Annotated in this window: 23 protein-coding genes; 10 read left to right on the plus strand and 13 right to left on the minus strand. The window is 38.6% G+C overall.

What is annotated here, in order from left to right:
- Window positions 1-47 precede the first annotated feature (47 nt).
- The 3 genes from ntdP to mutY form a co-directional block, all read right to left on the minus strand.
- The gene (gene ntdP, locus RST01_RS12225; RefSeq protein WP_066789719.1) at window positions 48-593 is read right to left on the minus strand and encodes a nucleoside tri-diphosphate phosphatase; all 546 of its coding nucleotides are present in this window, start codon (window positions 591-593) and stop codon (window positions 48-50) included.
- 125 nt (window positions 594-718) lie between these two features.
- Window positions 719-949, minus strand: coding sequence for a gamma-type small acid-soluble spore protein (locus RST01_RS12230; RefSeq protein WP_066789721.1), 231 nt, complete (start codon window positions 947-949; stop codon window positions 719-721).
- Window positions 950-1070: 121 nt separating this feature from the next.
- Window positions 1071-2150: an A/G-specific adenine glycosylase gene (mutY, locus tag RST01_RS12235; RefSeq protein WP_147197183.1), complete on the minus strand. Its 1080-nt coding sequence runs from the start codon at window positions 2148-2150 to the stop codon at window positions 1071-1073.
- A gap of 124 nt (window positions 2151-2274) precedes the next feature.
- Here mutY and RST01_RS12240 point away from each other — a divergent pair, with 124 nt between their 5' ends.
- The gene (locus tag RST01_RS12240; RefSeq protein ID WP_147197185.1) at window positions 2275-3267 is read left to right on the plus strand and encodes a metal-dependent hydrolase; all 993 of its coding nucleotides are present in this window, start codon (window positions 2275-2277) and stop codon (window positions 3265-3267) included.
- 101 nt (window positions 3268-3368) lie between these two features.
- Here the strand turns inward: RST01_RS12240 and RST01_RS12245 are convergent, their stop codons facing one another.
- The 3 genes from RST01_RS12245 to recX are packed head-to-tail and all read right to left on the minus strand — an operon-like array spanning window position 3369 to window position 4758.
- Window positions 3369-3623 carry a YfhJ family protein gene (locus RST01_RS12245; protein WP_147197187.1) on the minus strand — a complete coding sequence of 85 codons (255 nt, stop codon included), beginning with the start codon at window positions 3621-3623 and terminating at the stop codon, window positions 3369-3371.
- A 3-nt stretch (window positions 3624-3626) separates the two neighbouring features.
- Entirely contained in the window at window positions 3627-3950 is a 324-nt protein-coding gene (locus RST01_RS12250; RefSeq protein WP_147197189.1) for a YfhH family protein, read from the minus strand.
- Entirely contained in the window at window positions 3934-4758 is an 825-nt protein-coding gene (recX, locus tag RST01_RS12255; RefSeq protein ID WP_147197191.1) for a recombination regulator RecX, read from the minus strand. Before recX ends, RST01_RS12250 begins: the two co-directional genes overlap by 17 nt.
- Window positions 4759-4874: 116 nt before the next feature.
- On the opposite strand from recX, the gene RST01_RS12260 reads away from it, so the two are divergent.
- From RST01_RS12260 to RST01_RS12270, 3 genes are all read left to right on the plus strand, one after another.
- Window positions 4875-5693: a polysaccharide deacetylase family protein gene (locus tag RST01_RS12260; RefSeq protein WP_147197193.1), complete on the plus strand. Its 819-nt coding sequence runs from the start codon at window positions 4875-4877 to the stop codon at window positions 5691-5693.
- An 85-nt stretch (window positions 5694-5778) separates the two neighbouring features.
- Window positions 5779-7134 carry a 23S rRNA (uracil(1939)-C(5))-methyltransferase RlmD gene (rlmD, locus tag RST01_RS12265; RefSeq protein WP_371859450.1) on the plus strand — a complete coding sequence of 452 codons (1356 nt, stop codon included), beginning with the start codon at window positions 5779-5781 and terminating at the stop codon, window positions 7132-7134.
- A 413-nt stretch (window positions 7135-7547) separates the two neighbouring features.
- Window positions 7548-8972: an MDR family MFS transporter gene (locus RST01_RS12270; protein ID WP_244946727.1), complete on the plus strand. Its 1425-nt coding sequence runs from the start codon at window positions 7548-7550 to the stop codon at window positions 8970-8972.
- 237 nt (window positions 8973-9209) lie between these two features.
- On the opposite strand, the gene RST01_RS12275 is transcribed toward RST01_RS12270, so the two are convergent.
- Entirely contained in the window at window positions 9210-9773 is a 564-nt protein-coding gene (locus RST01_RS12275) for a TetR-like C-terminal domain-containing protein (RefSeq protein WP_147197199.1), read from the minus strand.
- 146 nt (window positions 9774-9919) lie between these two features.
- Between RST01_RS12275 and RST01_RS12280 the strand changes: the two genes are divergently transcribed.
- Window positions 9920-10678, plus strand: a complete 759-nt coding sequence (locus tag RST01_RS12280) for an SDR family oxidoreductase (protein ID WP_147197201.1) — start codon at window positions 9920-9922, stop codon at window positions 10676-10678.
- A 256-nt stretch (window positions 10679-10934) separates the two neighbouring features.
- Here RST01_RS12280 and RST01_RS12285 read toward each other — a convergent pair whose 3' ends face one another.
- Window positions 10935-12092 carry an MFS transporter gene (locus RST01_RS12285; RefSeq protein WP_147197342.1) on the minus strand — a complete coding sequence of 386 codons (1158 nt, stop codon included), beginning with the start codon at window positions 12090-12092 and terminating at the stop codon, window positions 10935-10937.
- Window positions 12093-12795: 703 nt separating this feature from the next.
- Window positions 12796-12948: a hypothetical protein gene (locus tag RST01_RS16045; RefSeq protein WP_184117574.1), complete on the minus strand. Its 153-nt coding sequence runs from the start codon at window positions 12946-12948 to the stop codon at window positions 12796-12798.
- Between the two features lie 167 nt (window positions 12949-13115).
- Between RST01_RS16045 and RST01_RS12290 the strand changes: the two genes are divergently transcribed.
- The 3 genes from RST01_RS12290 to RST01_RS12300 all read left to right on the plus strand — a co-directional run bounded on the left by RST01_RS12290 (window position 13116) and on the right by RST01_RS12300 (window position 17357).
- Window positions 13116-13304 (plus strand): SE1561 family protein, encoded by a 189-nt coding sequence (locus tag RST01_RS12290; RefSeq protein ID WP_147197203.1) that lies wholly within the window; start codon window positions 13116-13118, stop codon window positions 13302-13304.
- Between the two features lie 118 nt (window positions 13305-13422).
- Window positions 13423-14961 (plus strand): fumarate hydratase, encoded by a 1539-nt coding sequence (locus RST01_RS12295; protein WP_147197206.1) that lies wholly within the window; start codon window positions 13423-13425, stop codon window positions 14959-14961.
- A 482-nt stretch (window positions 14962-15443) separates the two neighbouring features.
- Complete coding sequence (locus RST01_RS12300) at window positions 15444-17357, plus strand: heavy metal translocating P-type ATPase (RefSeq protein ID WP_147197208.1); 1914 nt, start codon at window positions 15444-15446, stop codon at window positions 17355-17357.
- A gap of 195 nt (window positions 17358-17552) precedes the next feature.
- Here the strand turns inward: RST01_RS12300 and RST01_RS12305 are convergent, their stop codons facing one another.
- On the minus strand, window positions 17553-18566 hold the full coding sequence (locus tag RST01_RS12305; RefSeq protein ID WP_244946716.1) for a YihY/virulence factor BrkB family protein: 1014 nt from the start codon (window positions 18564-18566) through the stop codon (window positions 17553-17555).
- A gap of 26 nt (window positions 18567-18592) precedes the next feature.
- Window positions 18593-18973 (minus strand): YtxH domain-containing protein, encoded by a 381-nt coding sequence (locus RST01_RS12310; RefSeq protein WP_184117573.1) that lies wholly within the window; start codon window positions 18971-18973, stop codon window positions 18593-18595.
- A gap of 172 nt (window positions 18974-19145) precedes the next feature.
- Here RST01_RS12310 and RST01_RS12315 point away from each other — a divergent pair, with 172 nt between their 5' ends.
- A complete protein-coding gene (locus RST01_RS12315; RefSeq protein WP_147197210.1) occupies window positions 19146-20543 on the plus strand; it encodes an alanine/glycine:cation symporter family protein in 1398 nt (465 codons plus the stop codon).
- Between the two features lie 104 nt (window positions 20544-20647).
- A complete protein-coding gene (locus RST01_RS12320; RefSeq protein ID WP_147197212.1) occupies window positions 20648-20869 on the plus strand; it encodes a DUF1128 domain-containing protein in 222 nt (73 codons plus the stop codon).
- Window positions 20870-20972: 103 nt separating this feature from the next.
- On the opposite strand, the gene motB is transcribed toward RST01_RS12320, so the two are convergent.
- Window positions 20973-21779: a flagellar motor protein MotB gene (gene motB, locus RST01_RS12325; RefSeq protein ID WP_066789752.1), complete on the minus strand. Its 807-nt coding sequence runs from the start codon at window positions 21777-21779 to the stop codon at window positions 20973-20975.
- The gene (motA, locus tag RST01_RS12330) at window positions 21763-22566 is read right to left on the minus strand and encodes a flagellar motor stator protein MotA (protein WP_147197213.1); all 804 of its coding nucleotides are present in this window, start codon (window positions 22564-22566) and stop codon (window positions 21763-21765) included. The genes motB and motA overlap by 17 nt, the downstream gene beginning before the upstream one ends.
- Window positions 22567-22783 lie beyond the last annotated feature (217 nt).

The raw sequence follows: 22783 nt of genomic DNA on the forward strand, positions 1-22783 counted from the left end.
GGGCAACTCCTTTTCAATTTTTGCATTGCGTTTAAGACAAGCGAAAGCTACTTAGGATTATGCAGTTCTTTTTGGAACTTATAGCGGCTTGTCCACGCTTCAATAAAGTCTGGCGCAAATGGCCCTTTACGTTTATCTATCCAGCTGATTAATTTGTCAACATTGGATTTAAGGATATGGTCTATCACTAGTGGATAGCCCATTGCCTTTTTATGCTGCTCATACTCATCCTCATCAAGTAGTGTATACGACATGTCCGAGAATACTTTGATATCCAAATCATAATCAATATACTTTACAGCATTATGGTCAAATACAAATGGTGAGCTCATATTACAATAGTAATATACTCCATCTTCCCTTAACATACAAATAATATTAAACCAATGCTCTGCATGGAAATAACATATGGACGGTTCCCGTGTAACCCATGTACGCCCGTCTGACTCAATGACTAATGTTTTATCATTCGCACCGATTACGATATTTTTAGTAGCCTTTAATACCATCGTTTCCTGCCAAACTCGGTGGATCTTGCCGTTGTGTTTATAACTATGTATTTGTATGATTTCCCCTTCTGACGGAATTGCCATTGAAAGACCACCTTTCAAACACCCCTTATGAGCGTTCTTTTGTAACATTATAACAATCCTCGTCAAAAACGTGTAGCAAAAAAAACTGGTGAAGGATAATCCTCCACCAATTTGTTTGTTAAAAGCTATTGATTTTGATTTGGATTGTTTTGTCCATAAAGACCAGAAGCTTGCTGCTTAGCGCGTTCAGCTTGTTGGTTTTGCTTTTTGACAGCTTGAACATCTGTCTCAGCACCAAACTCCTCAGTGTTTTGCCCCGCAAGACGCCCAGAAGCTTGTTGCTTTTTAGCTTCAGCTTGTTGGTTTAACTTTTTCACACCTTGAACATCTGTTTCGCCGTTGAATTTTTTTCTCAATGTAATCACCTCCACGACTATAAGTTGTGCAGTATGATGTTTTTTATACAATGGTTATTAAATTCAGCAAGCAACCCACACTAATACTCACTAGGAGAATAAACTGTGTACAAGGTAAAATTTAAGCATGTTTATGTTTTGCTTCGGTTTCTTTCCATGCAGCCCAAATCTTTTGCATAGGTACAGGCAGTGGCAGAGCTTTTATTTCTTCCTCTGTAAACCAAACGCTGGATTCTGTTGGTTGTCCGTTCTGTTCTACCTTCAAATAGTAACTCTCCATATTCCATGTTAGATGTGAAAAAATATGCTTGAAGGACAATAATCTTTCGCGGCTTACAAGATCTACATTGTAAGAATCTGCAAGGAAACCTTCGCTTGGAGTTGTTGATTTTTCTACCATTGGGAATTGCCACATGTTTGCAAGCAGACCTTTACCAGGTCTTTTTTCTAATAAGAACTGTTTCTTTTCATTTTGCACAACAAACACATCATAAAAAAGGTCTTTCATTTTCGTTTTTTTTGTTTTAATCGGCAATTCTTCTGGACGGCCTTCCTGGAAAGCAGTGCAAAATTCGCGTACCGGGCAAAGGAGGCATTTGGGTGAAGTTGGCGTACAAATCAGCGCTCCTAATTCCATTAACCCTTGGTTGAATTCAGAAGGATACGCTGGATCAATTAATTCCATAACGGCTTGTTCAAATATTTTTTTCGTTTTAGGTAAAGCGATATCTTCTTTAATCAAAAGAACTCTGCTGAGCACGCGCATTACATTGCCATCGACTGCATGTTCGGCTTTATTATAGGCAATACTTAGAATAGCACCCGCGGTATAAGGGCCGACACCTTTTAATTTGATAATTTCCGGGCGATTGTCAGGCACTGTACTACTATACTTTTCTACAACCTCTCTGACGCCTGCTTGCAGATTTCTAGCTCTCGAATAATAACCAAGACCTTCCCATTGCTTTAATAGTTTTTCTTCAGGTGCTTGCGCTAAATCCTCCGGAGTAGGAAATTCTTCGATAAAACGATTGTAATAAGGGATGACAGTATCTACTCTTGTTTGCTGTAGCATAACTTCTGACACCCATATTTTGTACGGATCATGCGTGTGTCTCCAAGGCAAATCTCTTTTTTCTCGAATAAACCATTGAACTAATGCTTCTTGGAATTGTTTTTTATATTGATAATGAAAATTCATGTTTTCCACCTTTTTAATTCATTTTTAATTCACATACAAAGTGGGCATTATAGTGTAAACTGTTGCCTAAAAGGGTAAACAGTAAGTATAAGCAATACTCCCATGTTATAAGGAGTTGATCATTTTGGATTCTGGAACACATCTAGTAATGGGAATTGCGCTAGGCGGCTTGGCTATGGTTGACCCAGTTGTTGCCGGCAGCTCATCCACTTCTATGGCCGTCATTACCAGCGTAATTATTGGTTCCCAAGCACCTGATATTGATACTGTTTTGAAATTGCGCAGCAATGCTATATATATACGCCATCACCGAGGAATTACACACTCCATTCCAGCGGTTCTATTATGGCCGATTTTAATTTCATCTGTCTTTTTTTTAGTATTCCCGCATACTAATTTTTTGCATCTCTGGCTTTGGACATTCCTTGCAGTCTTTTTACATGTCTTTGTAGATATTTTTAATGCGTATGGCACACAGGCACTGCGCCCCTTCTCTAAGCGATGGGTAGCACTTGGCTGGATTAATACGTTTGATCCGATTATTTTCGCCTTGCATGTGATCGCCTTAATGTTTTGGGCATTCGGTGCGGACCCAGTACCTACCATGTTTTCTTTGTACAGTGTGGTATTCATCTATTATGTGGTACGTTTCTTTCTTCAACGATCAGTCAAGAAAGCGGTCCATAATACAATACCTGATGCTAAGAGAATTATTTTATCGCCTACGTCACGTTTCTTCCAATATAGAGTAGCAGCCAACTCTGCTACTCATCACTATGTGGGACGTGCTTATGGGCGTTCAATTACCATTTACGACAAATTTAAAATTGAACCATTGCCCGATACGCCACTTTTCCATAAAGTATTGGAAGACCCGAATTTTAAAACGTTTGTTTCTTTCTCTCCACTCTATAGGTGGGAGGTCAACCAATTGGGTGATGGGAAAACAGAAGTACGTCTCATAGATCTGAGGTATCGCAGCAATAATTATTATCCATTTGTTGCAATCGCACATCTGACAAAAGATCTAACCATCGTCAAATCCTTTACAGGTTGGATTTTCAGCGAAGACAAACTACAGAAAAAATTAGTAGTGAAATCAGAAGGCATCCGTTAAAAGGCCATCAAAATGACCGTTTCTATAAAAGAAACGGTCATTCTTTTTGTATAAACGGACAATCTAAGCAATAGTTTAACATGTCCATTTTAGCCAAAAATCTATTCTTCATTTAAAAGGTGCGCATATTTTGGATTACGAGCTACAAATTCATTTAACTGGCTGCCGTAGCTGTCTATCCATTGTGAGATGATTTTCTCCGACATTTTAGCTCCTTGATAGTCGTAGCCTGCTTTAGCATAGGTGGCTTCAAAATCAGACCAAAGAAGTTCCACCCAAACACGCGCTTTCTCCTCTGATATTTTCGGATTTTTGTCTTGCAGTTTTGCAACTAATTCATTGATAATTCGTTCCATCTTTTAGCTCTCCTTTACAGGTGTTAGCATAGCAATCGGAAGGGCTTCTTCATAATGATTGCCGCCTAAGCGATAGCCCCATGCATACACACCTTTTAAATAATCGACCTTAAAGAACATCCCTGGGTCGTTTGCAATCCGATACATCTCACCTGATTTAAAATCTTCTGGGTTTAACAAATACGACTGTGCCACTAATGCTTTCCGTTCATACACAGCAAACTCATTTAGAATACCGAGCTGCTCTGCTTTTCTTGCTTTTTCTTTTAGTGTGGCAATTGTTTCCCGTAATTCAGTAGGGTTCATTTCGCTAAATTTCTTCTCCATTGTCCTGCTCCTTTTCCTTTTGTTCAATAAAATCATCTATCACTTCTGCAGGGAATCCTTTTTGATATAGAGCTTGTTTCACCCGCATATGCAATTCGTATCCTGTATATTTTGAGGCGTATTTCTTCCACGCCTTTTCACCTTGCAGTTCTATCATATCTTGCCATTCTTCATCTTCTTTGGATAAATCCACTTGCTCGATTACTCTTTCGCAAATTGAATAGGAGTAGCCCTTGCGCAGTAGCAAATCCTGTATTTTTTGCTTTATTTGGACGGGTGTCTTGCGATGCTCACTTCGCACAACCTTTTCCGCTAGCTGTTTAGCAATCTTGGCTTGCTCATCTTCAGAAAATTCATCGAGTACTCTCTGCTGCAGATTTTCTTCGATGCCCCTTTTTTTCAGGTCCATCTTAATCGCTCTTGGCCCTTTTTTGGCTGTTTTCTTTTTTGTTTCGACTAAAGCCCTGGAGTAACTTTCATCATTTAAGAAGCCAAGCTTTTTTAGCTTTTGCAGTGCTTCTTGGATCACCGCATCCCCAAATTCTAAACCCTTCAATTTTTGGCGGACTTCATGTTCGCTGCGCATTTGATAACTCAAATAGGAAAGTGATCGATTGAAAGCTCGTTGAATTTCATCGTCGAATGCAATTTCCTCAACCGTTAATGAATCGAGTACCTTTCCTTTTGTCAGACCATATTGAATAAGAATACCCTCGTCCACGCTAAATGCATATTCTTCATTAAGAAATATATTATAACGCTCTTGGTTCCTTTTTTGGGCGCTTATTTTTGTAATTACACGAGACATTCGGTCCACCTCCATTATATAAGTATAACAAGACTTCGTTTAAAAACAATTATCCCTAACTGCATAATTCCTGGTATTACACACAAGCTAACACAAAAAGAAAGGATGCGTGAAAAATGTTTAAACAACATCTCGCCGGCATTGCCATTGCAGCCACTATTTTAGCAACAGGCATCACAACAAATCCGTTTGATGCATTTGCAAAAGAATATGGTTGGGGTTTTAAAAAAACAACAAATGAAGTTCCTACAGAAGCTGGTGCAGAGTATGATGCACTACTAAAAAAATATGATGCTGTCTATAAAGGCAGCCCAGAAGAAAAAATTATGTATCTGACATTTGACTGTGGTTATGAAAATGGCTATACAGCATCCATTTTAGATACTTTGAAAAAAGAAAATATACAAGGCACATTCTTCTTAACAGGCCATTACTTATCGAGCGCAACACCGCTAGTTAAACGTATGGTAAAAGAAGGTCATGAAATCGGCAACCATTCGGATAAGCACCCGAATATGGCTCGTCTAACTGAACAACAAATGAAAGATGAATGGGCTAATTTTGATAAAAAGCTCGCTGAAATTACAGATGTAGAGCGTACAGTGTATGCAAGACCGCCTGAAGGAGTATTTAGTGAAGAGTTATTGCGGGTCGGTAATGAGGCTGGCTACCGTCATATTTTCTGGTCTGTCGCATTTAAAGACTGGCTTAAGGATCAACCACAAGGCTGGAAATATTCATACGACAACTTGATGTCTCAAATGCATCCAGGCGCAATCATATTAATGCATACCGTTTCACCTGATAACGCTGAAGCGCTGCCTCGATTTATTAAAGATGCTAAGAAAAAAGGCTACCGTTTTGAATCCATCAACAATTTGATGAACTCTGGTACTGGCTCCTCTTCAAAAGACAAGAAAAAGGATGCTTCTTGATTCTTTGCTGCTGCGTCTATTTTCGTTATAATGAGGAATGAAGCGAAAAAAGGACGTGTAATTCTTGAATCAACAAGCGACGATAATGAAGCTGGGACAACGAATCCCACTTTCGATAAAACGATTAGGCATTAATGGTGAAGGTATCGGCTACTATAAACGTAATGTTGTTTTTGTTAAGGGTGCTTTGCCAGGAGAAGACATTTATGCCGAACTAACTAAAATCAACCGCAATTTTGCCGAAGCTAAAATCATCAAAATTCATAAACAGTCAAAAGCAAGACAAACACCGCCATGCCCTGTGTATGATTTGTGCGGCGGATGCCAATTACAGCACATGAAATATGGAGACCAGCTGAAGGCAAAGCGAGATGTCATTGTACAAGCTCTGCATAAGTATGTGAAAAATAGCGCGAAGCAGATAGACATCAGAAAAACAATCGGTATGAGTGATCCATGGCATTACCGGAATAAAAGTCAATTTCAAGTTCGTAAAATCGGTAGCCATGTAGCTGCCGGACTTTATACGGAAAACAGCCATAAGCTACTCGATATTGACGATTGCCTTGTCCAAGATACTAGAACTACTGCTATCACGAATAAAGCAAAGAAGATTATTGAAGAACTCGATATTCCTGTGTACAACAGTAAAACACATAAAGGCATTGTCAGAACAATTGTTGTGCGGGTAGGTCTTCAAACGGGAGAAATTCAACTTGTCCTTATCATGGCACGCAAAAATTTCCCAAATAAAGAAGTACTGCTTGAAAAATTAAAAGGAATAGACGAATCGATAGTGTCGATTGTTCAAAATATCAACAACGACCAAACTTCCCTTATATTCGGTGATCAAACGATTACTCTTTATGGGCAAGATACAATTCACGAAGAACTGGGTGAGCTTGCTTTTGACCTTTCAGCACGCGCATTCTTCCAACTAAACCCAAGCCAAACAGTACATCTGTATAATGAAATCAAACAAGCAGCAGGGCTTACAGGCAAGGAAAAGATTGTAGATGCTTATTGCGGCGTCGGTACTATTGGTCTTTGGCTTGCAGATCAGGCCAAAGAAGTGCGCGGAATGGATATCATCCCTGAAAGCATTGAGGATGCGAAGAAAAATGCGAAGAAGCATGGCTTCACGCATACAAAATATGTGGCAGGCACAGCAGAAAAATGGCTGGATATCTGGCAAAAAGAAGGCTTCATACCAGATGTTTTAACAGTCGATCCACCACGTACAGGATTAGCGCCAAGCCTTATCAACACATTGCTACAAGTAAAGCCAAAGCGAATTGTTTACACATCCTGCAACCCATCTACGTTAGCAAAAGATCTGCAGGAATTAATGAAAGTCTACAACGTAGAATATATTCAACCATTGGATATGTTCCCACAAACGGCGCATGTTGAGTCCGTGACATTGCTGACATTGAAATAGCTTGTCTTGTCTCCAATATTGTGGTGTTTTGTATGTGCCCTCGGACTAAAGGTTCGGGGGTTTTTTTTTTGCCTAGGAGCGTATTTTTGCATGGGATTAAAATATTTGATGGGCTGAACCATCAATAAAATATATTCTGGCAATTACGTGAAGGGGATTTAAGAAGAACGTTTTGCGATTTAAAAGCTGTAGGAGACGGTGATAACATATGCCACTATCAATTTATTAAAAAAAGAGAATACGTAGGAAATATTGTGGCAATTATAGTGCTTGCTTAATAAACTGGGGATTGGAAAGAAGAATAACTAACATAATTTCTTTCAATCATACTTGCCATATAGTTAGATTTATATAGTATTCTAATAATGCATTCACAAACTAAAAGGAGGCAAAAAATGAATATCGATGCTCAAATGAATCAAACAAAGGACGAGGAATCGGAGCAATATAAAGTAGTTCCCATTATCGTCTCTTTTTTGATTGCTGGATTTATTGGTTTATTTAGCGAAACAGCTTTAAATATGGCATTAGGTACTTTAATTGTAGACTTTAAAATTCATGAGACTACCGTTCAATGGCTTACGACTGGCTATTTATTAACTTTAGGGATTCTTGTTCCTGTTTCTGGTTTAATTTTACAATGGTTTACAACAAGGCAATTGTTTATTGTTTCCATTACATTATCTATAATCGGAACATTTATAGCTGCTATTGCCCCAACATTCGCTTTCTTAATGTTGGCGCGTGTAGTTCAAGCAATGGGTACGGCATTAATGTTACCTCTCATGTTTAATACCATTTTATTAATTGTTCCACCCTATAAAAGAGGTAAAATTATGGGATTAATGGGACTTGTTATTTCCTTTTCTCCCGCTGTTGGCCCAACACTTTCTGGGTTGATTTTAAAAACACTAACATGGCATTATATTTTCTGGTTTTCTTTACCGGTTCTAGTGATCGCCCTTGTTTTTGGAATAGTGTATATGCAAAATGTTTCAACACCAACGAAGCCTAAAATTGATATCTTATCCATTATTTTATCAACAATTGGATTTGGTGGGGTGGTTTATGGATTTAGTATTGCAGGTGATGGTGGTTGGGGAGATTCAACTGTAATTACTGCTATTATTGTTGGTGTAATTGGGTTACTGCTCTTTTGCATTCGCCAAACAAAAATGGAACAACCAATGTTAAAACTTCGTGTATTCAAATACCCTATGTTTGTTGTTGGGTTAATACTCGTACTAATATGTATGATGGTTATTCTTTCTTCAATGATTGTATTGCCACTGTACTTGCAAAATTCGCTAGCTTTAGGTACGTTTGCTGCAGGACTTCTGCTATTACCAGGTGGAATTGTAAACGGGTTATTGTCACCTGTTATGGGTAGCTTATTTGATAAATTCGGACCGAAATGGTTAGTTATCCTTGGCATTATTATAGTCACAGGTTCCTTAATTGGCTTTTCAACGATTGATTTAGATACATCTTCTGGATTCTTGATTGCTATGCATATCTGCATGATGATTGGTGTATCGATGATCATGATGCCAGCTCAAACAAACGGTTTAAACGAATTACCACGTGAGCTTTATCCTGATGGAACAGCAATCATGAACACACTTCAACAAGTCGCCGGTGCAATTGGTACGGCAGTAGCGATTTCTATTTTATCTTCTGGAACTGAAAAGTATCTAAAAAACGTAACCGATGCGACAAACCCACTAAATCAATTACTTGCTTTCACTTCAGGAGTTCAAGATGCCTTTATCTTTGCGATTATCGTGGCGATTACTGGTTTAATTGTTAGTCTATTTATTAAAAGAGTCCATGTGTAACATTACATTTCTTAAGGTATGAAATCGACCATTATTTTTAAGGACCGAGTTGATTAAGTCTATAAATAGATTGTGTTGTAAAAATATGGACAATATTAGAAATATAAACCTTTAAATGATAGCACACGTTGAATCCGTGACACTGCTGACATTAAAATAGCTGTTCTAATTACATTAAATAGCAAAAAGAAAAAGGCTTAACCTATGTTACGCCTTTTCTTTTTGCCGTTTTTTCATTCAGGCTTCTCTTAATTTAAGGATATTGATTAGATGGACATTCATGTCATCAGCCGAATCTTTAAAGTCATGGCGATACCACTCTATGATCAAGCCCATAATTGCATTCGCCGAGTAAGAATATAAATAATCGTTCAATTCTCCATATTGTTGAAGCGTATTCTGGTCTTCTATACAAATAGAACGTATTTCATCAAATAACATGAAATAATAATGTGTGGAGACATCTTGAGAAAATACTATCTTATAAAAATCCTCATATTTTTTTATATGATGAAAAATCCGAACTGTTTTAGGATCCAAATTTGCTACGTCAAGAAAATTCGTATGGAGATAAGGTGCTTGGTAGGATTCTTTTAAATCTACCATAATCTCTTCATAAAATTCTTTAAACACATCCCCTACCTCTTGGTAATGAAAATAGAATGTCCCTCGATTTATATTTGCTTCTCTGCAAAGCTCAGTGACCTTGATATGTGTTAAAGGTTTCTTTTTAAGCAGTTTAATTAAAGCTAAATGTATACTTTGCTTTGTTTTTAATACACGCAAATCATTTTTATTCATCTAGCATTTCCCCTTTATCAAACACTTTTACGTTTTCTGTTCAATATTGTACGTTTTGAATTTTTTTGTTTATTGAAGCTGCTATGATTCAATATTATTATTTTATTGAACAGTTGTAAAATAAGATTAAGGGGAGGATGTTTAGAATGAGATTAATGGATAAAGTAGCGATCGTCACAGGTGCGGCTTCAGGTATGGGTAAGGCAATTGCAGAGCATTACGCTAAAGAAGGTGCTAAAGTAGTTGTTTCTGACTACAATTTTGAAGGTGCTCAAGCTGTGGCTGAGGCAATTAATGCAACTGGCGGTACAGCCATCGCCAACAGAACGAATGTTGCTGAATTAGCAGATTTAGAACAGTTATTCGTAGAAACTAAAAAAGAATTTGGCAAGTTAGATATCTTAGTTAACAACGCAGGCATCATGGACGGCATGGAACCAGTTGGTGAAATCTCAGATGAAAAATGGGATCGCGTATTTGCTGTTAATACGACAGGCGTTATGCGTGCAATGCGCATCGCAACAAACATCTTCTTAGAACAAGGACACGGCGTCATTGTGAACAATATTTCAGCAGGCGGATTACAAGGTGCACGCGCAGGCGCTGCCTATACGGCTTCTAAACATGCTGTTACGGGGCTTACAAAAAATACTGCCTATATGTATGCTCTTTCAGGCATCCGCTGCAACGGAATCGCTCCGGGTGGCGTGGAAACAAACATCGGTTCATCTATGACAAATGTGTCTCAATTTGGTATGGGTCGTCAAATGACTGGCTCAGGTACAATGCCACGGACAGGTAAACCAGAGGAAATTGCACAACTAGCTGTTTTCTTAGGTTCTGATGAATCAAGCTTTGTAAATGGACAAATTATCGCTGCTGACGGCGGCTGGATTGCATACTAATCTGTTCATCTAATTCGTTTGTACAAATCGAAAGCAGAAACGAAAAAAGGCTCCAACATCGGATCTCGATGGTTGGAGCCTTTTATTATGCTAGATTGAACAACATAGCAACAGTCATCAGTAGATAGCCGAGCATCGATCCATGCTTATAATCCATGTACATTGAAAACGCAACGAATCGAAGATGTATAAACAAACAGACTCCATACGAACCATTTAAACTACTCCACCTTTTTCACCGGATAAAAGAACTCTCCTATGCCAGTTCCTCTTTCTTTTGCTCTTTTCCAAATACAGCACTAACTGTAAAAATGAGCAGCAAAATAATAGATATGAGCAGTAAGAAGCTAAAATGCACATATTGCAGATAGATACCTCCGAAGAGTGGACCGGACAAACTACCGAAGCTAAAGAAAATACTGCAGAGTAAGTTCCCAGTTGGTAACAGCTCCCGCGGTGTCAAATCGCTCATGTAGGAAATACCAAGAGAGAAGATGGACCCGACAAACGTACCCGCTAAAAAGAAACAAACTGCCACAAGTATACTATTGGATTCCAAAAAACTGCCTACCCCAAAGAATAAGCCTCCTCCTAAAAAGGCCATTAACACTACCTTCCGCCGGCCAATTTTGTCTCCTAGCGTGCCTAGCGGGAATTGTGTGAGGATCCCTCCGATTGAGAAGGCCGCCAATATAACAGAAACCATTGATACGTCTATTTCCTTTCTCAATGCATAGACAGGAAATAAGGAATTTAATGTAGATTCTAAAAAGCCATAGCAAAGCGGTGGCAAAAATGCGACCCATGCATACTTTAAAGTAACGGCATATCGTTTGAGCATCTTCCCGTTTTCTTTTGTTTGAATAGGCTCTGGCTTTTCGTTTTTCACAAAGAAAATAAATGACCATGCAATTAAACAAAGAATCGAGGATAAAATGAATGGAAATGCTTCAGAAATCTTCGTAAGCGGTACAAAGAAAGGACCAACTGCAAAACCAATCCCAAATGACAAGCCATATATGGCAATATTTTTACCTAAGCGATTAGCAGGTGCAGAGCTTGTAATCCATGTTTGGGTTGAATAATGGAGAGAATGATCTCCAATGCCGATTAGCAATCGTAAGATAAACCAAAACCATACATTCTTCCAAAAAGGAAATAATAATAAACTACTAAAAACTAGTGCACCGCCTATAATTATAATTGGCTTGTAGCCAAATTTTCTAAGCGGCTGCTCGACAAATGGTGCAATAAGTAGTGTCCCGATATAAAGACCCGTTGCGTTTAATCCATTTATGGACGATGATACACCGTCCTGTTCAAAAATAACAGAGATGAGCGGCATCAGCATGCCTTGTGAGAACCCAGAAATCGACACAATGATCACAAGGATCCAGAATCTCTTTTGGGCCATTCGTTCATTTAATTCCACAAATCTAAACTCCTTTGCTAGTTAATAATATTCTATGTATTTCCCTATCCCCAACCGGCTTTTGACTAATAAAACACCTTCTCAACTTACTGTTTCCGTTAAGTCTGATTGGGATTTTACATTCTTGATAGGTTCGTGCGGGAGACCTTCTACATCCATTAAGCATGCCCTGAAAATGAATTTTCAACTTACTTTTCTTATAAGTACTTTGTGCCTTTGAAATCCTCTAGCATCGCTTAAAAATAATAGTAACATTTAAACAGAAAGTAGGGAATCTAGTTTACTATTATTTTTTCCTTTTAAAAAACAACACAAAAAGACCCAGTCCACTTTAACGATACGTGTACTGGGCCCTTCAATCTGTTAATATCATATTTTTCTTGGTTTTAAACAATTTTCAGCCTTATTCTGAGAACTGTTTAACTCCGTAGCCAACATTTGCATGACAACATCTTTTCACATGTCTTTTTTAAGCTAATTCATTTTATTGATAAAGCTTGATCTCGCAAACTCGTAAACAACATTTCCTACACGCTAAACCTGAAGAATCGCTTGTTCAATAATCTTCGTTGCCTTTCACTGCTGTCTAAAAAGTATACATCCTTTCTTTAGATTTATCCTAAGGCATTTAGTTATAAGTAGGCTCATTGTGATTTACATTTACACCAACACTCAGGCGCTTTGGCTAACGGAACTGCCCTCCCTTCACAAAATTAGGATTTTCAGTAAGAACGCTATATGTTTCTTTCATTAATCCCTCCAATCTCTCGATGATTTCAACCAGCTCTTCTTCCAATGTTCCCTCCAGAAGTATTGAGAAGGAAAACTGATTCCTCATCGGGCCTCCTTTCTTTTAAATTAAAAATAGAATAACATATAACTTTAATTTTGTAAATTTTCATAATCGACAAAATACTTAAATCATACTTTATTCCTAATTCTGTTTTTGATTTGAATTATTATCTCATTTCGTATACGATGGATAGGACGAAATGAGGTGGTACAATGAGCAAGTCAATCACAGACAAAGAGCAACAAGTAACTTACTTAAAAGAGCGCCTTCAAATCTTTATGGAAGTATTGGATGCTATTGATCCAGAAACTGCCGATTTACAGGATATCGATCGCCTTATTGGAATGATGGACGATTTAGAAGATAAGATGGAACAATTTAAAGACCGTCCTGAAATTTAACAAATAAATACTCCCGAATGGATAAAAATCAAAGAGCGCATAATTGTGCTCTTTTTTTCATATTTTAAGCAGGTTATAATAAGCATGCTTGACAACATTTTATAGGGAGCTGAAAGCTATGAATCTCGAAGTGCTCGAACAAAGCATCTATGATTTAGTAACTGAAACATCGACAAATTTGCCGAAGGATGTCAGACGTGCAATTAAAAAAGCGAAAGATGCAGAAAATGCAGGAACTCGCGCTGCTATGAGCTTAGATACAATTGCCAACAACATTTTTATGGCGGATGATCAAGTATCACCTATCTGCCAGGATACCGGTCTACCTACATTTAAAATTAAAACACCGGTTGGCGTTAATCAGCTTGAAATTAAAGAATGCATCAAAAATGCGATTATCCGCGCTACAAAAGATGCGAAACTACGCCCAAATGCAGTTGACTCCCTAACAGGTAAAAACAGCGGCGATAATTTAGGCGAAGGCGTGCCCGTTATTAAATTTGAGCAATGGGAAAAAGATTATATTGAGATGAAGTTAATTCTAAAAGGTGGCGGCTGTGAGAACAAAAATATTCAATATAGCCTTCCATGCGAATTAGAAGGACTTGGACGTGCTGGCCGCGACCTAGAAGGCATTCGAAAATGCATTTTACATTCAGTGTATCAAGCACAAGGACAAGGCTGTGCAGCCGGATTCATTGGAGTAGGTATTGGAGGCGATCGCTCTTCAGGATATGATCTTGCCAAAGAACAGTTATTCCGCCATGTAGACGACGTAAATCCAAATCCTGAACTAGCAAAATTGGAAGATTACATACTAGAAAAAGCAAATACATTGGGCATTGGAACTATGGGATTTGGCGGTGAAGCGACACTACTAGGCTGTAAAATCGGTGTGATGCACCGTATCCCTGCTTCCTTCTTTGTATCTGTTGCATATAACTGTTGGGCATACCGTCGTATGGCTATCGATCTTGATGCTAATTCTGGCGAAATCAAAAATTGGCATTATCAAGATGGCGAAAAAATTGCCTTTGACGAAACAGCAGCAACACAAGACGATCAACCATCAAAAGAAGTGATTGAGCTGCGCGCACCAATTACAGAGGAACAAATCCGTTCACTTAAAGTTGGAGACGTAGTTAAAATTACAGGACGTATGTACACAGGCCGTGACGCCATCCACCATCATTTAACATCACATGATGCACCGGTGGATTTAAATGGTCAAATCATTTACCACTGTGGCCCTGTTATGGCAAAGGATGAAGACGATCGCTGGGTTGTAAAAGCAGCTGGTCCTACTACATCTATTCGCGAAGAACCATACCAAGGCGACATTATGAAAAAATTCGGCATTCGTGCTGTTATGGGTAAAGGCGGCATGGGTCCAAAAACATTACAGGCGCTTAAAGAACACGGTGGTGTTTATTTAAATGCAATTGGCGGAGCAGCACAGTATTATGCTGACTGTATCAAGTCTGTCGATGGTGTTGATCTAATGGAATTTGGGATTCCAGAAGCCATGTGGCATTTAAATGTAGAAGATTTCACAGCAGTTGTGACAATGGATTCGCACGGCAACTCATTGCATGCTGATGTCCAAAAATCTTCATTAGAAAAACTGGCGGCACATGCAGAGCCCGTCTTTAAATAGAATAAAATAGTATAAAAAAGGGTATTAAGCAACAATTGCTTAATACCCTTTTTGTTTGCCGCTTTTTCTTCTCTTGCATACACTGTGGAAGGAGTAGCCGTGTAAACCATTTGTTCCGTTATACTTTTTATTAATCTATTATGTTGTGTAGTGTAGGACGGTGACTCCTGCGGGATGATCTTGAGCTGAAAGACCCGCAGGGACGTAATTGAAGTCAAGCTTGCGGGTGCACTCTCTCGAACGGAACACTATAAATATCACCCTTTGAAAGCAGCTACTTTTGTTCTGGACCAACCTCAGTAAAACGCCATACAAAAAATAACTAGTTAATCATTTTATTTTTGAATTAATACTCTTCCTCTCTTCAACCCCTTATGTTATAATCATTATAAATAAGTAATTACTATTAATTAATTACTAAAGGTTGAATAATCACCTTTAATAAAGGTTTTGATATTGATTTTCATTATCAGGAGGGATGAATGTTGGAAATTGTAAAAGAGAATAATACTCATCTAATTGAGAAAATAAAAGAACATGGTGAACTGATAGCAGCTATTTTCTCAGGATTGTTCATATTAATTGCTTGGTTACTAGGAAAAGATGGGCATACGGCAGCTTCTATCGTTTTCTATGTGATCGCATTTATTGTAGGCGGCTTTGCGAAAGCAAAAGAAGGCGTAGAAGAAACGATTGCAAACAAAGAGTTAAATGTAGAATTTCTAATGATATTAGCAGCTATTGGATCAGCAATCATTGGCTATTGGACAGAAGGCGCCATCCTCATCTTTATATTTGCAGTGAGCGGTGCATTAGAAACTTATGCCATGAACAAAAGCCATAAAGAAATCTCCGCATTGATGGATTTGCAGCCGGAAGAAGCATGGCTTGTAAAAGATAATGGCGAGATTGAAAGAGTTGGGATTTCCACTCTACAAGTCGGCGACCATTTACTTGTTAAACCAGGTGAACGTGTCCCTGCAGATGGTGTAATCATCGATGGGATGACGACTCTCGATGAAGCAGCCATTACTGGCGAATCCATTCCAGTCTCTAAAGGCATTAAAACAGATGTATTTGCTGGTACTGTAAACCTCTCAGGTGCTATTACAATGAAGATGACAAAATCGAATATGGAGTCATTATTTCAAAAAATAATTGACCTCGTTCAATCAGCACAGAGCGAAAAATCACCTTCTCAGCAATTCATTGAACGTTTTGAAGGTACCTATGTGAAATGTGTGCTCCTAGCAGTAGCTTTGATGATGTTTATTCCACACTTTTTACTTGATTGGAGTTTCCAAACTACCTTCTACCGTGCAATGGTTCTACTTGTAGTAGCTTCACCATGTGCGCTCGTAGCGTCTATTATGCCCGCTACTCTATCCGCCATTTCAAACGGCGCAAAAAATGGGATTCTATTTAAAGGCGGACTCCATATTGAACATTTAAGTGTATTAAAAGCAATTGCCTTTGATAAAACTGGCACACTTACGCAAGGTAAACCTATTGTAACTGACTTCGTTGCAGCCAAAGGCGAAGATGGGAAGGCTTTACTTTCGCTTCTTGCCGGAATTGAAGCGAAGTCTAACCACCCTCTTGCGCAAGCTATTACAAAATACGCTGTAGCCAATGAGCTTACAAACTATCCACAAGCACAAATTGAAGATTTGCCTGGCTTTGGCTTGAAAGGAATTGTTGCAGGAAAAGCCTATAAAGTCGGAAAAGCAGATTTTGTTGGAGAACAATTGGCTCGGGAATTTGAAAATAATATTGCACTAGAGCTAGCCGAACAAGGTAAAACTGTAATCTTTCTTTCAGATGATACTAGAATCCTAGCACTTGCTGCCATGAAGGATACCGTTCGCCCGGAAGCAAAGCATGCTATCTCTCTTTTAAAAAGTATGGGAATCCAGACTGTCATGCTAACAGGTGATAATGAAGTAACGGCAAAAGCTATTGCAAAGGAAGCGGCAGTAGATTCATATATTGCCGAGTGCTTGCCTGAGACAAAAGTAAATCATATCAAAGAATTGATGGGCTCCTATCACCATGTTGCCATGGTGGGAGATGGCATTAATGATGCCCCCGCCCTAGCAACTGCTACATCTGGTATCGCTATGGGCGAAGGTACAGATGTAGCGCTAGAAACAGCCGATGTGGTCCTTATGAAGAATGACTTGACCAAGATTGCTTATGCAGTGAAGCTATCACGAAAAATGCAAAGAATTGTAAAACAAAATATGTTCTTCTCCATCGCTGTTATTGCCCTGTTAATTATCTCGAATTTCATGCAGGCAGTCGATTTGCCTCTTGGAGTTGTTGGACATGAGGGTAGCACTATCCTGGTTATCTTAAACGGCTTACGCCTACTAAAGAAAATAAAGTCTGCTTGACTCAGTAGGGGATTTTTCTCTTCCCTGCTGATGGTGAGTGCTCCAATCGGGCTTTTGGGCAGTTATTCCCCATTTAAACTTCTTCGCTATACTTAGGTTTAGAAATAGGCGTCTTACTGCCCGTAGAAGCGTATTAAAATAAATCATTTAAAAAGCGGCAGGTCATTCAATATAGAATGACCTGCCGCTTTTTCATTAAGCTGTTCTATGACTTTTTGATTCCTGTATTTCTCTTCTCTTTTGGACAAGCGCATTCACTTGTCCGCCAACCATCAGGATAATACCAGTGATGTATAGCCAAAGCATTAGAATGATAATACCACCGATACTTCCGTAAGTAGCGGAGTAATTTGAGAAGTTGTTGATATAGAAAGAAAAACCATATGAAACGATTAACCAAGCCAATGTAGAGAACAAGGCGCCAACCCATACGCTTTTTAAATCCAACTTCATGTTTGGCATCAACCAATACATAAGCGTGAGGACAATAAATATAACAACGGGAGGCAAAATATAACGGAACTTGTTCCAAACGGCGAGGAAACCATTCTCTAATCCAAATGCAGAGAATAATAGTTTACCAATTTGCTCACCGAATACAGGCAATACAAGTGCCACTACAACTAAGCCGATTAATAGAATCGTGAATATTAACGAGTAAAGCCTTACTTTAAGAAATGGCCGCGTCTCTTCTTGGTCATAAGAGCGATTCAATGATTTATTTAGCGCATTTACACCATTAGATGCTGACCATAACGTACCTAGAATACCGATCGACAATAAGCCGCCATGACGATTCTTTAAAACTTCAGAAAGTGTATCAGAAGTAAGAGAATAGATTTGGTCAGGCATAACTTCTTCTAAAAGTGTATATACTTGGCTAACGGATAAATGAAGATACGGCAGCAATGTCACGATAAAAAGCAGCATCGGGAATAAGGAGAGTAAAAAGAAATAAGCTAATTGCGCTCCAAATCCCCCGATGTCTTCTTTCTTCACTTTCTCGATAAGCCCCATGATAAAACCCTTATTTGTTGTAATATCAAAGTGACGCTCTTTCTTTTTCTTCTTCTTTTCTTTTTTATCCATGTTTTCTTCGTTTTCTAATTGCACAAATGTATCTTTATCGATGTATTCAGCAGCATCGCCTTTCCGTGTTTTGGTTGTCTCGGAATCTGCTGAAAGACCAAATTCGTGTCCCTTCTCCATAATCCCGCCCCTTTATCTTCTTCAACTTATAGATGAATAACAGATTCATTTGATTCGGTATTGGTTGAAGGTAATTGTTGTTTTACATCTTTGATATTAGATGAAAATGTATCTTTCGTTTCCATCACAATGTTTTTAACTTTCGGTGTAAGTTCTTGGATTTCTTCTACTTTTTTCATATAGAAGTCTTTGTCTTTCATAAATGTATTGTATAGAGATTTAACTTTCCCTGTTCTTGCTTGGATACTATTCATTAATTCATCTCGGTTATTTGCAAAATATTGCATGTCTACCCAATAGCGTTTCAGTACTTTTTTTGTTGTTTGACGTGTATTGCGGTCTGCCATACTAAGTGCTGCACCTGCTACTGCTCCTAATGCTAATCCTGTAACTAATTTATTTGACATAATAATCCTCCTCCATACTTTTACAATGTTATATGCCTATTATACCCTACTGATTTATATGTAAAACAGTTTGCCCGTTAAAAAACTCCTTACCTATTTAAAGGGATTTTTAATTGTTGTTTTATGGAATTTCTTAACTATAGAAATTTAAATTCAAAAAGGGGGTAATGGAATGACCAATTTTTTAGCAAAGCTGAACGAGGTCTTAGGGGATTTTTCATCAATGCTTTGGGGAATACCGCTTATTGTCTTAATTGTTGGCACAGGCATTTTTCTCACACTTCGAATCAGCTTTTTGCAAATCAGACTTCTTCCACAAGCTTTGAGATTAGTATTCTCGAAAAAACACGACAAAACGGCAGATGGTGATATCTCCCAGTTTCAAGCACTTACAACAGCTCTTGCTGCTACAGTTGGAACCGGAAACATTGTTGGTGTAGCAACAGCCGTTATTTTAGGTGGACCAGGGGCTGTCTTTTGGATGTGGGTGTCGGCTTTCTTCGGCATGGCGACTAAGTATAGTGAGGCTATACTAGCTGTTCGCTATCGTGTAAAAGATGCGAAAGGGCAAATGGCTGGCGGTCCGATGTATTATTTGGAACACGGCCTAAAACAAAAATGGCTGGCTGTTTTGTTTGCCTGTTTTGGCGTACTAGCTTCTTTTGGCATTGGGAATGGAACACAATCTAATTCAGTTGCAGGCGTTGTTAATGCTACATTTAGTGTACCTACTTGGGTCACTGGCCTCATTCTAACTGCCTTTGTTGCGCTTGTCATTTTGGGCGGCATTAAATCTATCGGAAATGTAACAGCTATTTTTGTACCTATTATGGCGGTCTTTTATCTTGCAGCAGGACTTATAATTATGATTATGAATATTACCGAAATACCAGCTGCTTTCCTTACAATTATTAAAATGGCCTTTACAGGCGAAGCTGCTCTTGGCGGAGCCGTTGGTGCAGCTATACGTTATGGTGTTGCACGTGGGGTATTCTCGAATGAAGCAGGTCTTGGTTCTGCACCAATCGCAGCAGCTGCTGCTAAAACGGATCTGCCGGGACGACAAGCTTTGGTTTCAATGACGCAAGTGTTTTTAGATACATTCCTTATTTGTTCAATTACAGGAATCACAATTGTCATGTCTGGTGTTTATACAAATAAAGGCTTGCAAGCAAATGAACTGACAACAGCAGCATTCAGTCACTTCTTGGGTGGTTGGGGTCCTTATGTTGTAGCGATTGGTCTTATTTTCTTTGCCTCATCTACAATTTTAGGTTGGGCTTATTATGGAGAAAAATGTTTACAATATCTCTTCAAGGGTCAAACAGCTATATATATTTACCGCGTGATATTTGTTGCTTTCGTATTCGTCGGTTCTACCGTTGCATTGGATCTTATTTGGACATTCTCAGATATCGCAAACGGATTAATGGCTATTCCTAACCTGATCGGCTTATTAGGCCTTTCTGGCATTGTAGTTTATGAAACGAAGCGGATTCAAAATAAACTAAAAGAAGAAAAAGCTCTAGCAAAACAGATGGATATGCCTGATTCTAAAAAAGCGAGCTGATACTAGTATAAAATGCTGGCCCAATCGTAAAAGGAATTGACAATCATAGGCTATAAGTGGAATGATACTATAGTATACATCTATCAAAAGCAGGAGGAATCCCTTTGAATCTTACAGAACCGACAACAGAAAACGTAACTTTCATGATTGATGCCATAAAAGAAAAGCTTCGCATGGTCAATGCAGATGCGATGAAGCCCGAACATTTCAGCACCAATCATTATGAAGATTTGGTTTACTTATATGATATGGTGATGAAGCGCGATGCTTTTAGTCCTAGCGAAATGCAAGCAATTGTAGCAGAACTTGGCTCATTGCGTGACTAAAAATAGGCTAATGAAAAAACCGAACTATATGTGAAATTTAATTTAATTTCACATTGGTTCGGTTTCTTTTTATTATTTTACTTTTGAATCCCTCAAGCTATTTTTATTCTCCAGTTTTCGATTCATTAACGGAGGCATCTTTATTGATTGTAGGATTTGTTGAAGAGCCATCTTTTTTCACTAAAGGTTGGATAAGAACTTCAACCCGCCGGTTTTTGGAACGCCCCTCATCAGAATTATTAGACGCGATTGGATTATTTTCTCCATATCCTTTTGCACTAAAGAAAGAAGAATCTAATTTAGGGTTTTGATCCACGATTAGCTTCAAAAAGTTTACAGCACGCATTACACTTAGTTCCCAGTTCGATGAAAACTCGGCGGTATGCATCGGCACATTATCCGTATATCCCGTAATGACAACACTACGTTTTGGATCAAATACAAGAAGCTTCGATAATTCCCTCGCTGTTTTCTCATACTCGCTTTTAACTACCGCTTTCCCTGGATCAAATAATACGCTGTCTCGTATCGTCACCAGAAGCCCTTCGTCAGTTAACTTGGTTTCAAATTGTTTTTCTAGTTCATTGACCGCTATAAAATCATCAACATTACCTTTAATCTTGGATAAAGATTTTTGGTCTTCCAGATAAGCTGAATTTTTGCTCGTCTCATCGCTCTTCGGATCGTTCGGCATTGTATCAGACGGATAGTCCATAACGCCTTTTCCCCCGTCAAATACTGCATTAAATACCGATGAAAGCTCATGCAGCTTTTGATTATCGACTGTACTCGAGGCAAAAAGTACGATAAACAATGCCAGTAATAAAGTTAATAAATCTGAATAAGGAAGCAGCCATGCTTCTGGAATTTCCTCATGCTCCTTTTTATGCTTTTTAGCTCTCTTCGCCAAGGCCGCTCGCCCCGCTTTCGCCCAATATTTTTTTACGGTCTTCTTTTGTTAAGTAAGAAGCAAGCTTTTGTTCAATGACACGCGGCGCCTCTCCCTCTAATACGGAAAGAATCCCTTCAATCATTAGCATTTTTTGACGTACTTCATTGCTCGATTTTCGTTTAAGCTTGTTGGCAAACGGATGCCAAAGAACATACCCTGTAAAAATCCCGAGTAATGTTGCAATGAACGCAGCCGAAATCGCATGGCCGAGCTTTTCAATATCATTCATATCTTTTAGTGCGGCAACCAGACCGACAACCGCCCCTAAAACCCCTAAAGTAGGAGCGTATGTACCTGCTTGTGTGAACATCCCAGCGCCAGCACTGTGGCGTTCTTCCATAGCCTCTACTTCTTCTGATAAGACATCGCGGATATAATCAGCATTTTGTCCGTCAATTGCGAGTGACAGGCCGTTCTTAAGGAAAGGATCATCGATTTCTGCTACTTTTCCTTCCAGTGCAAGCAAGCCTTCTCTTCTTGCCAGGTCTGCCCATTCTGAAAATAATTTAATAATGTCCGTGTCTTTACCTAACTTTTGTTCAGTAAACAATATTTTAAAAAGTTTTGGCAATCTTTTTAATTCACTCATTGGGAAGGCAATTGTTACGGTTGCCATTGTCCCTAAAATAATTATGAATATAGCTGCTGGATTCATTAAGGCATCGGGTGTTACACCTTTAAAGTACATCCCAACGATTAAGGCAACGACCCCCATAATAAGACCAACAATTGATGATAAATCCATTTCTGTACCTCCAAAGTGTCATTCTTGTTATTATTTCGGTTACTTCTCTCTAATGTTAATATTCTACCGTGAACAAACTAGAATATTTGACTAAAATCCAAAAACTTCGTGAATTATAAAATATTTGTAGACAAATATTGTTCGCTACAATTATGATGCGAGTATTTGCAAAACTATTTTAAATTGATAAAATTATCATAGAATTTAAAGTTCATCT

This window comes from Rummeliibacillus stabekisii, assembly GCF_007988965.1.
In the GTDB taxonomy this organism is placed as follows: Bacteria; Bacillota; Bacilli; order Bacillales_A; family Planococcaceae; genus Rummeliibacillus; species Rummeliibacillus stabekisii.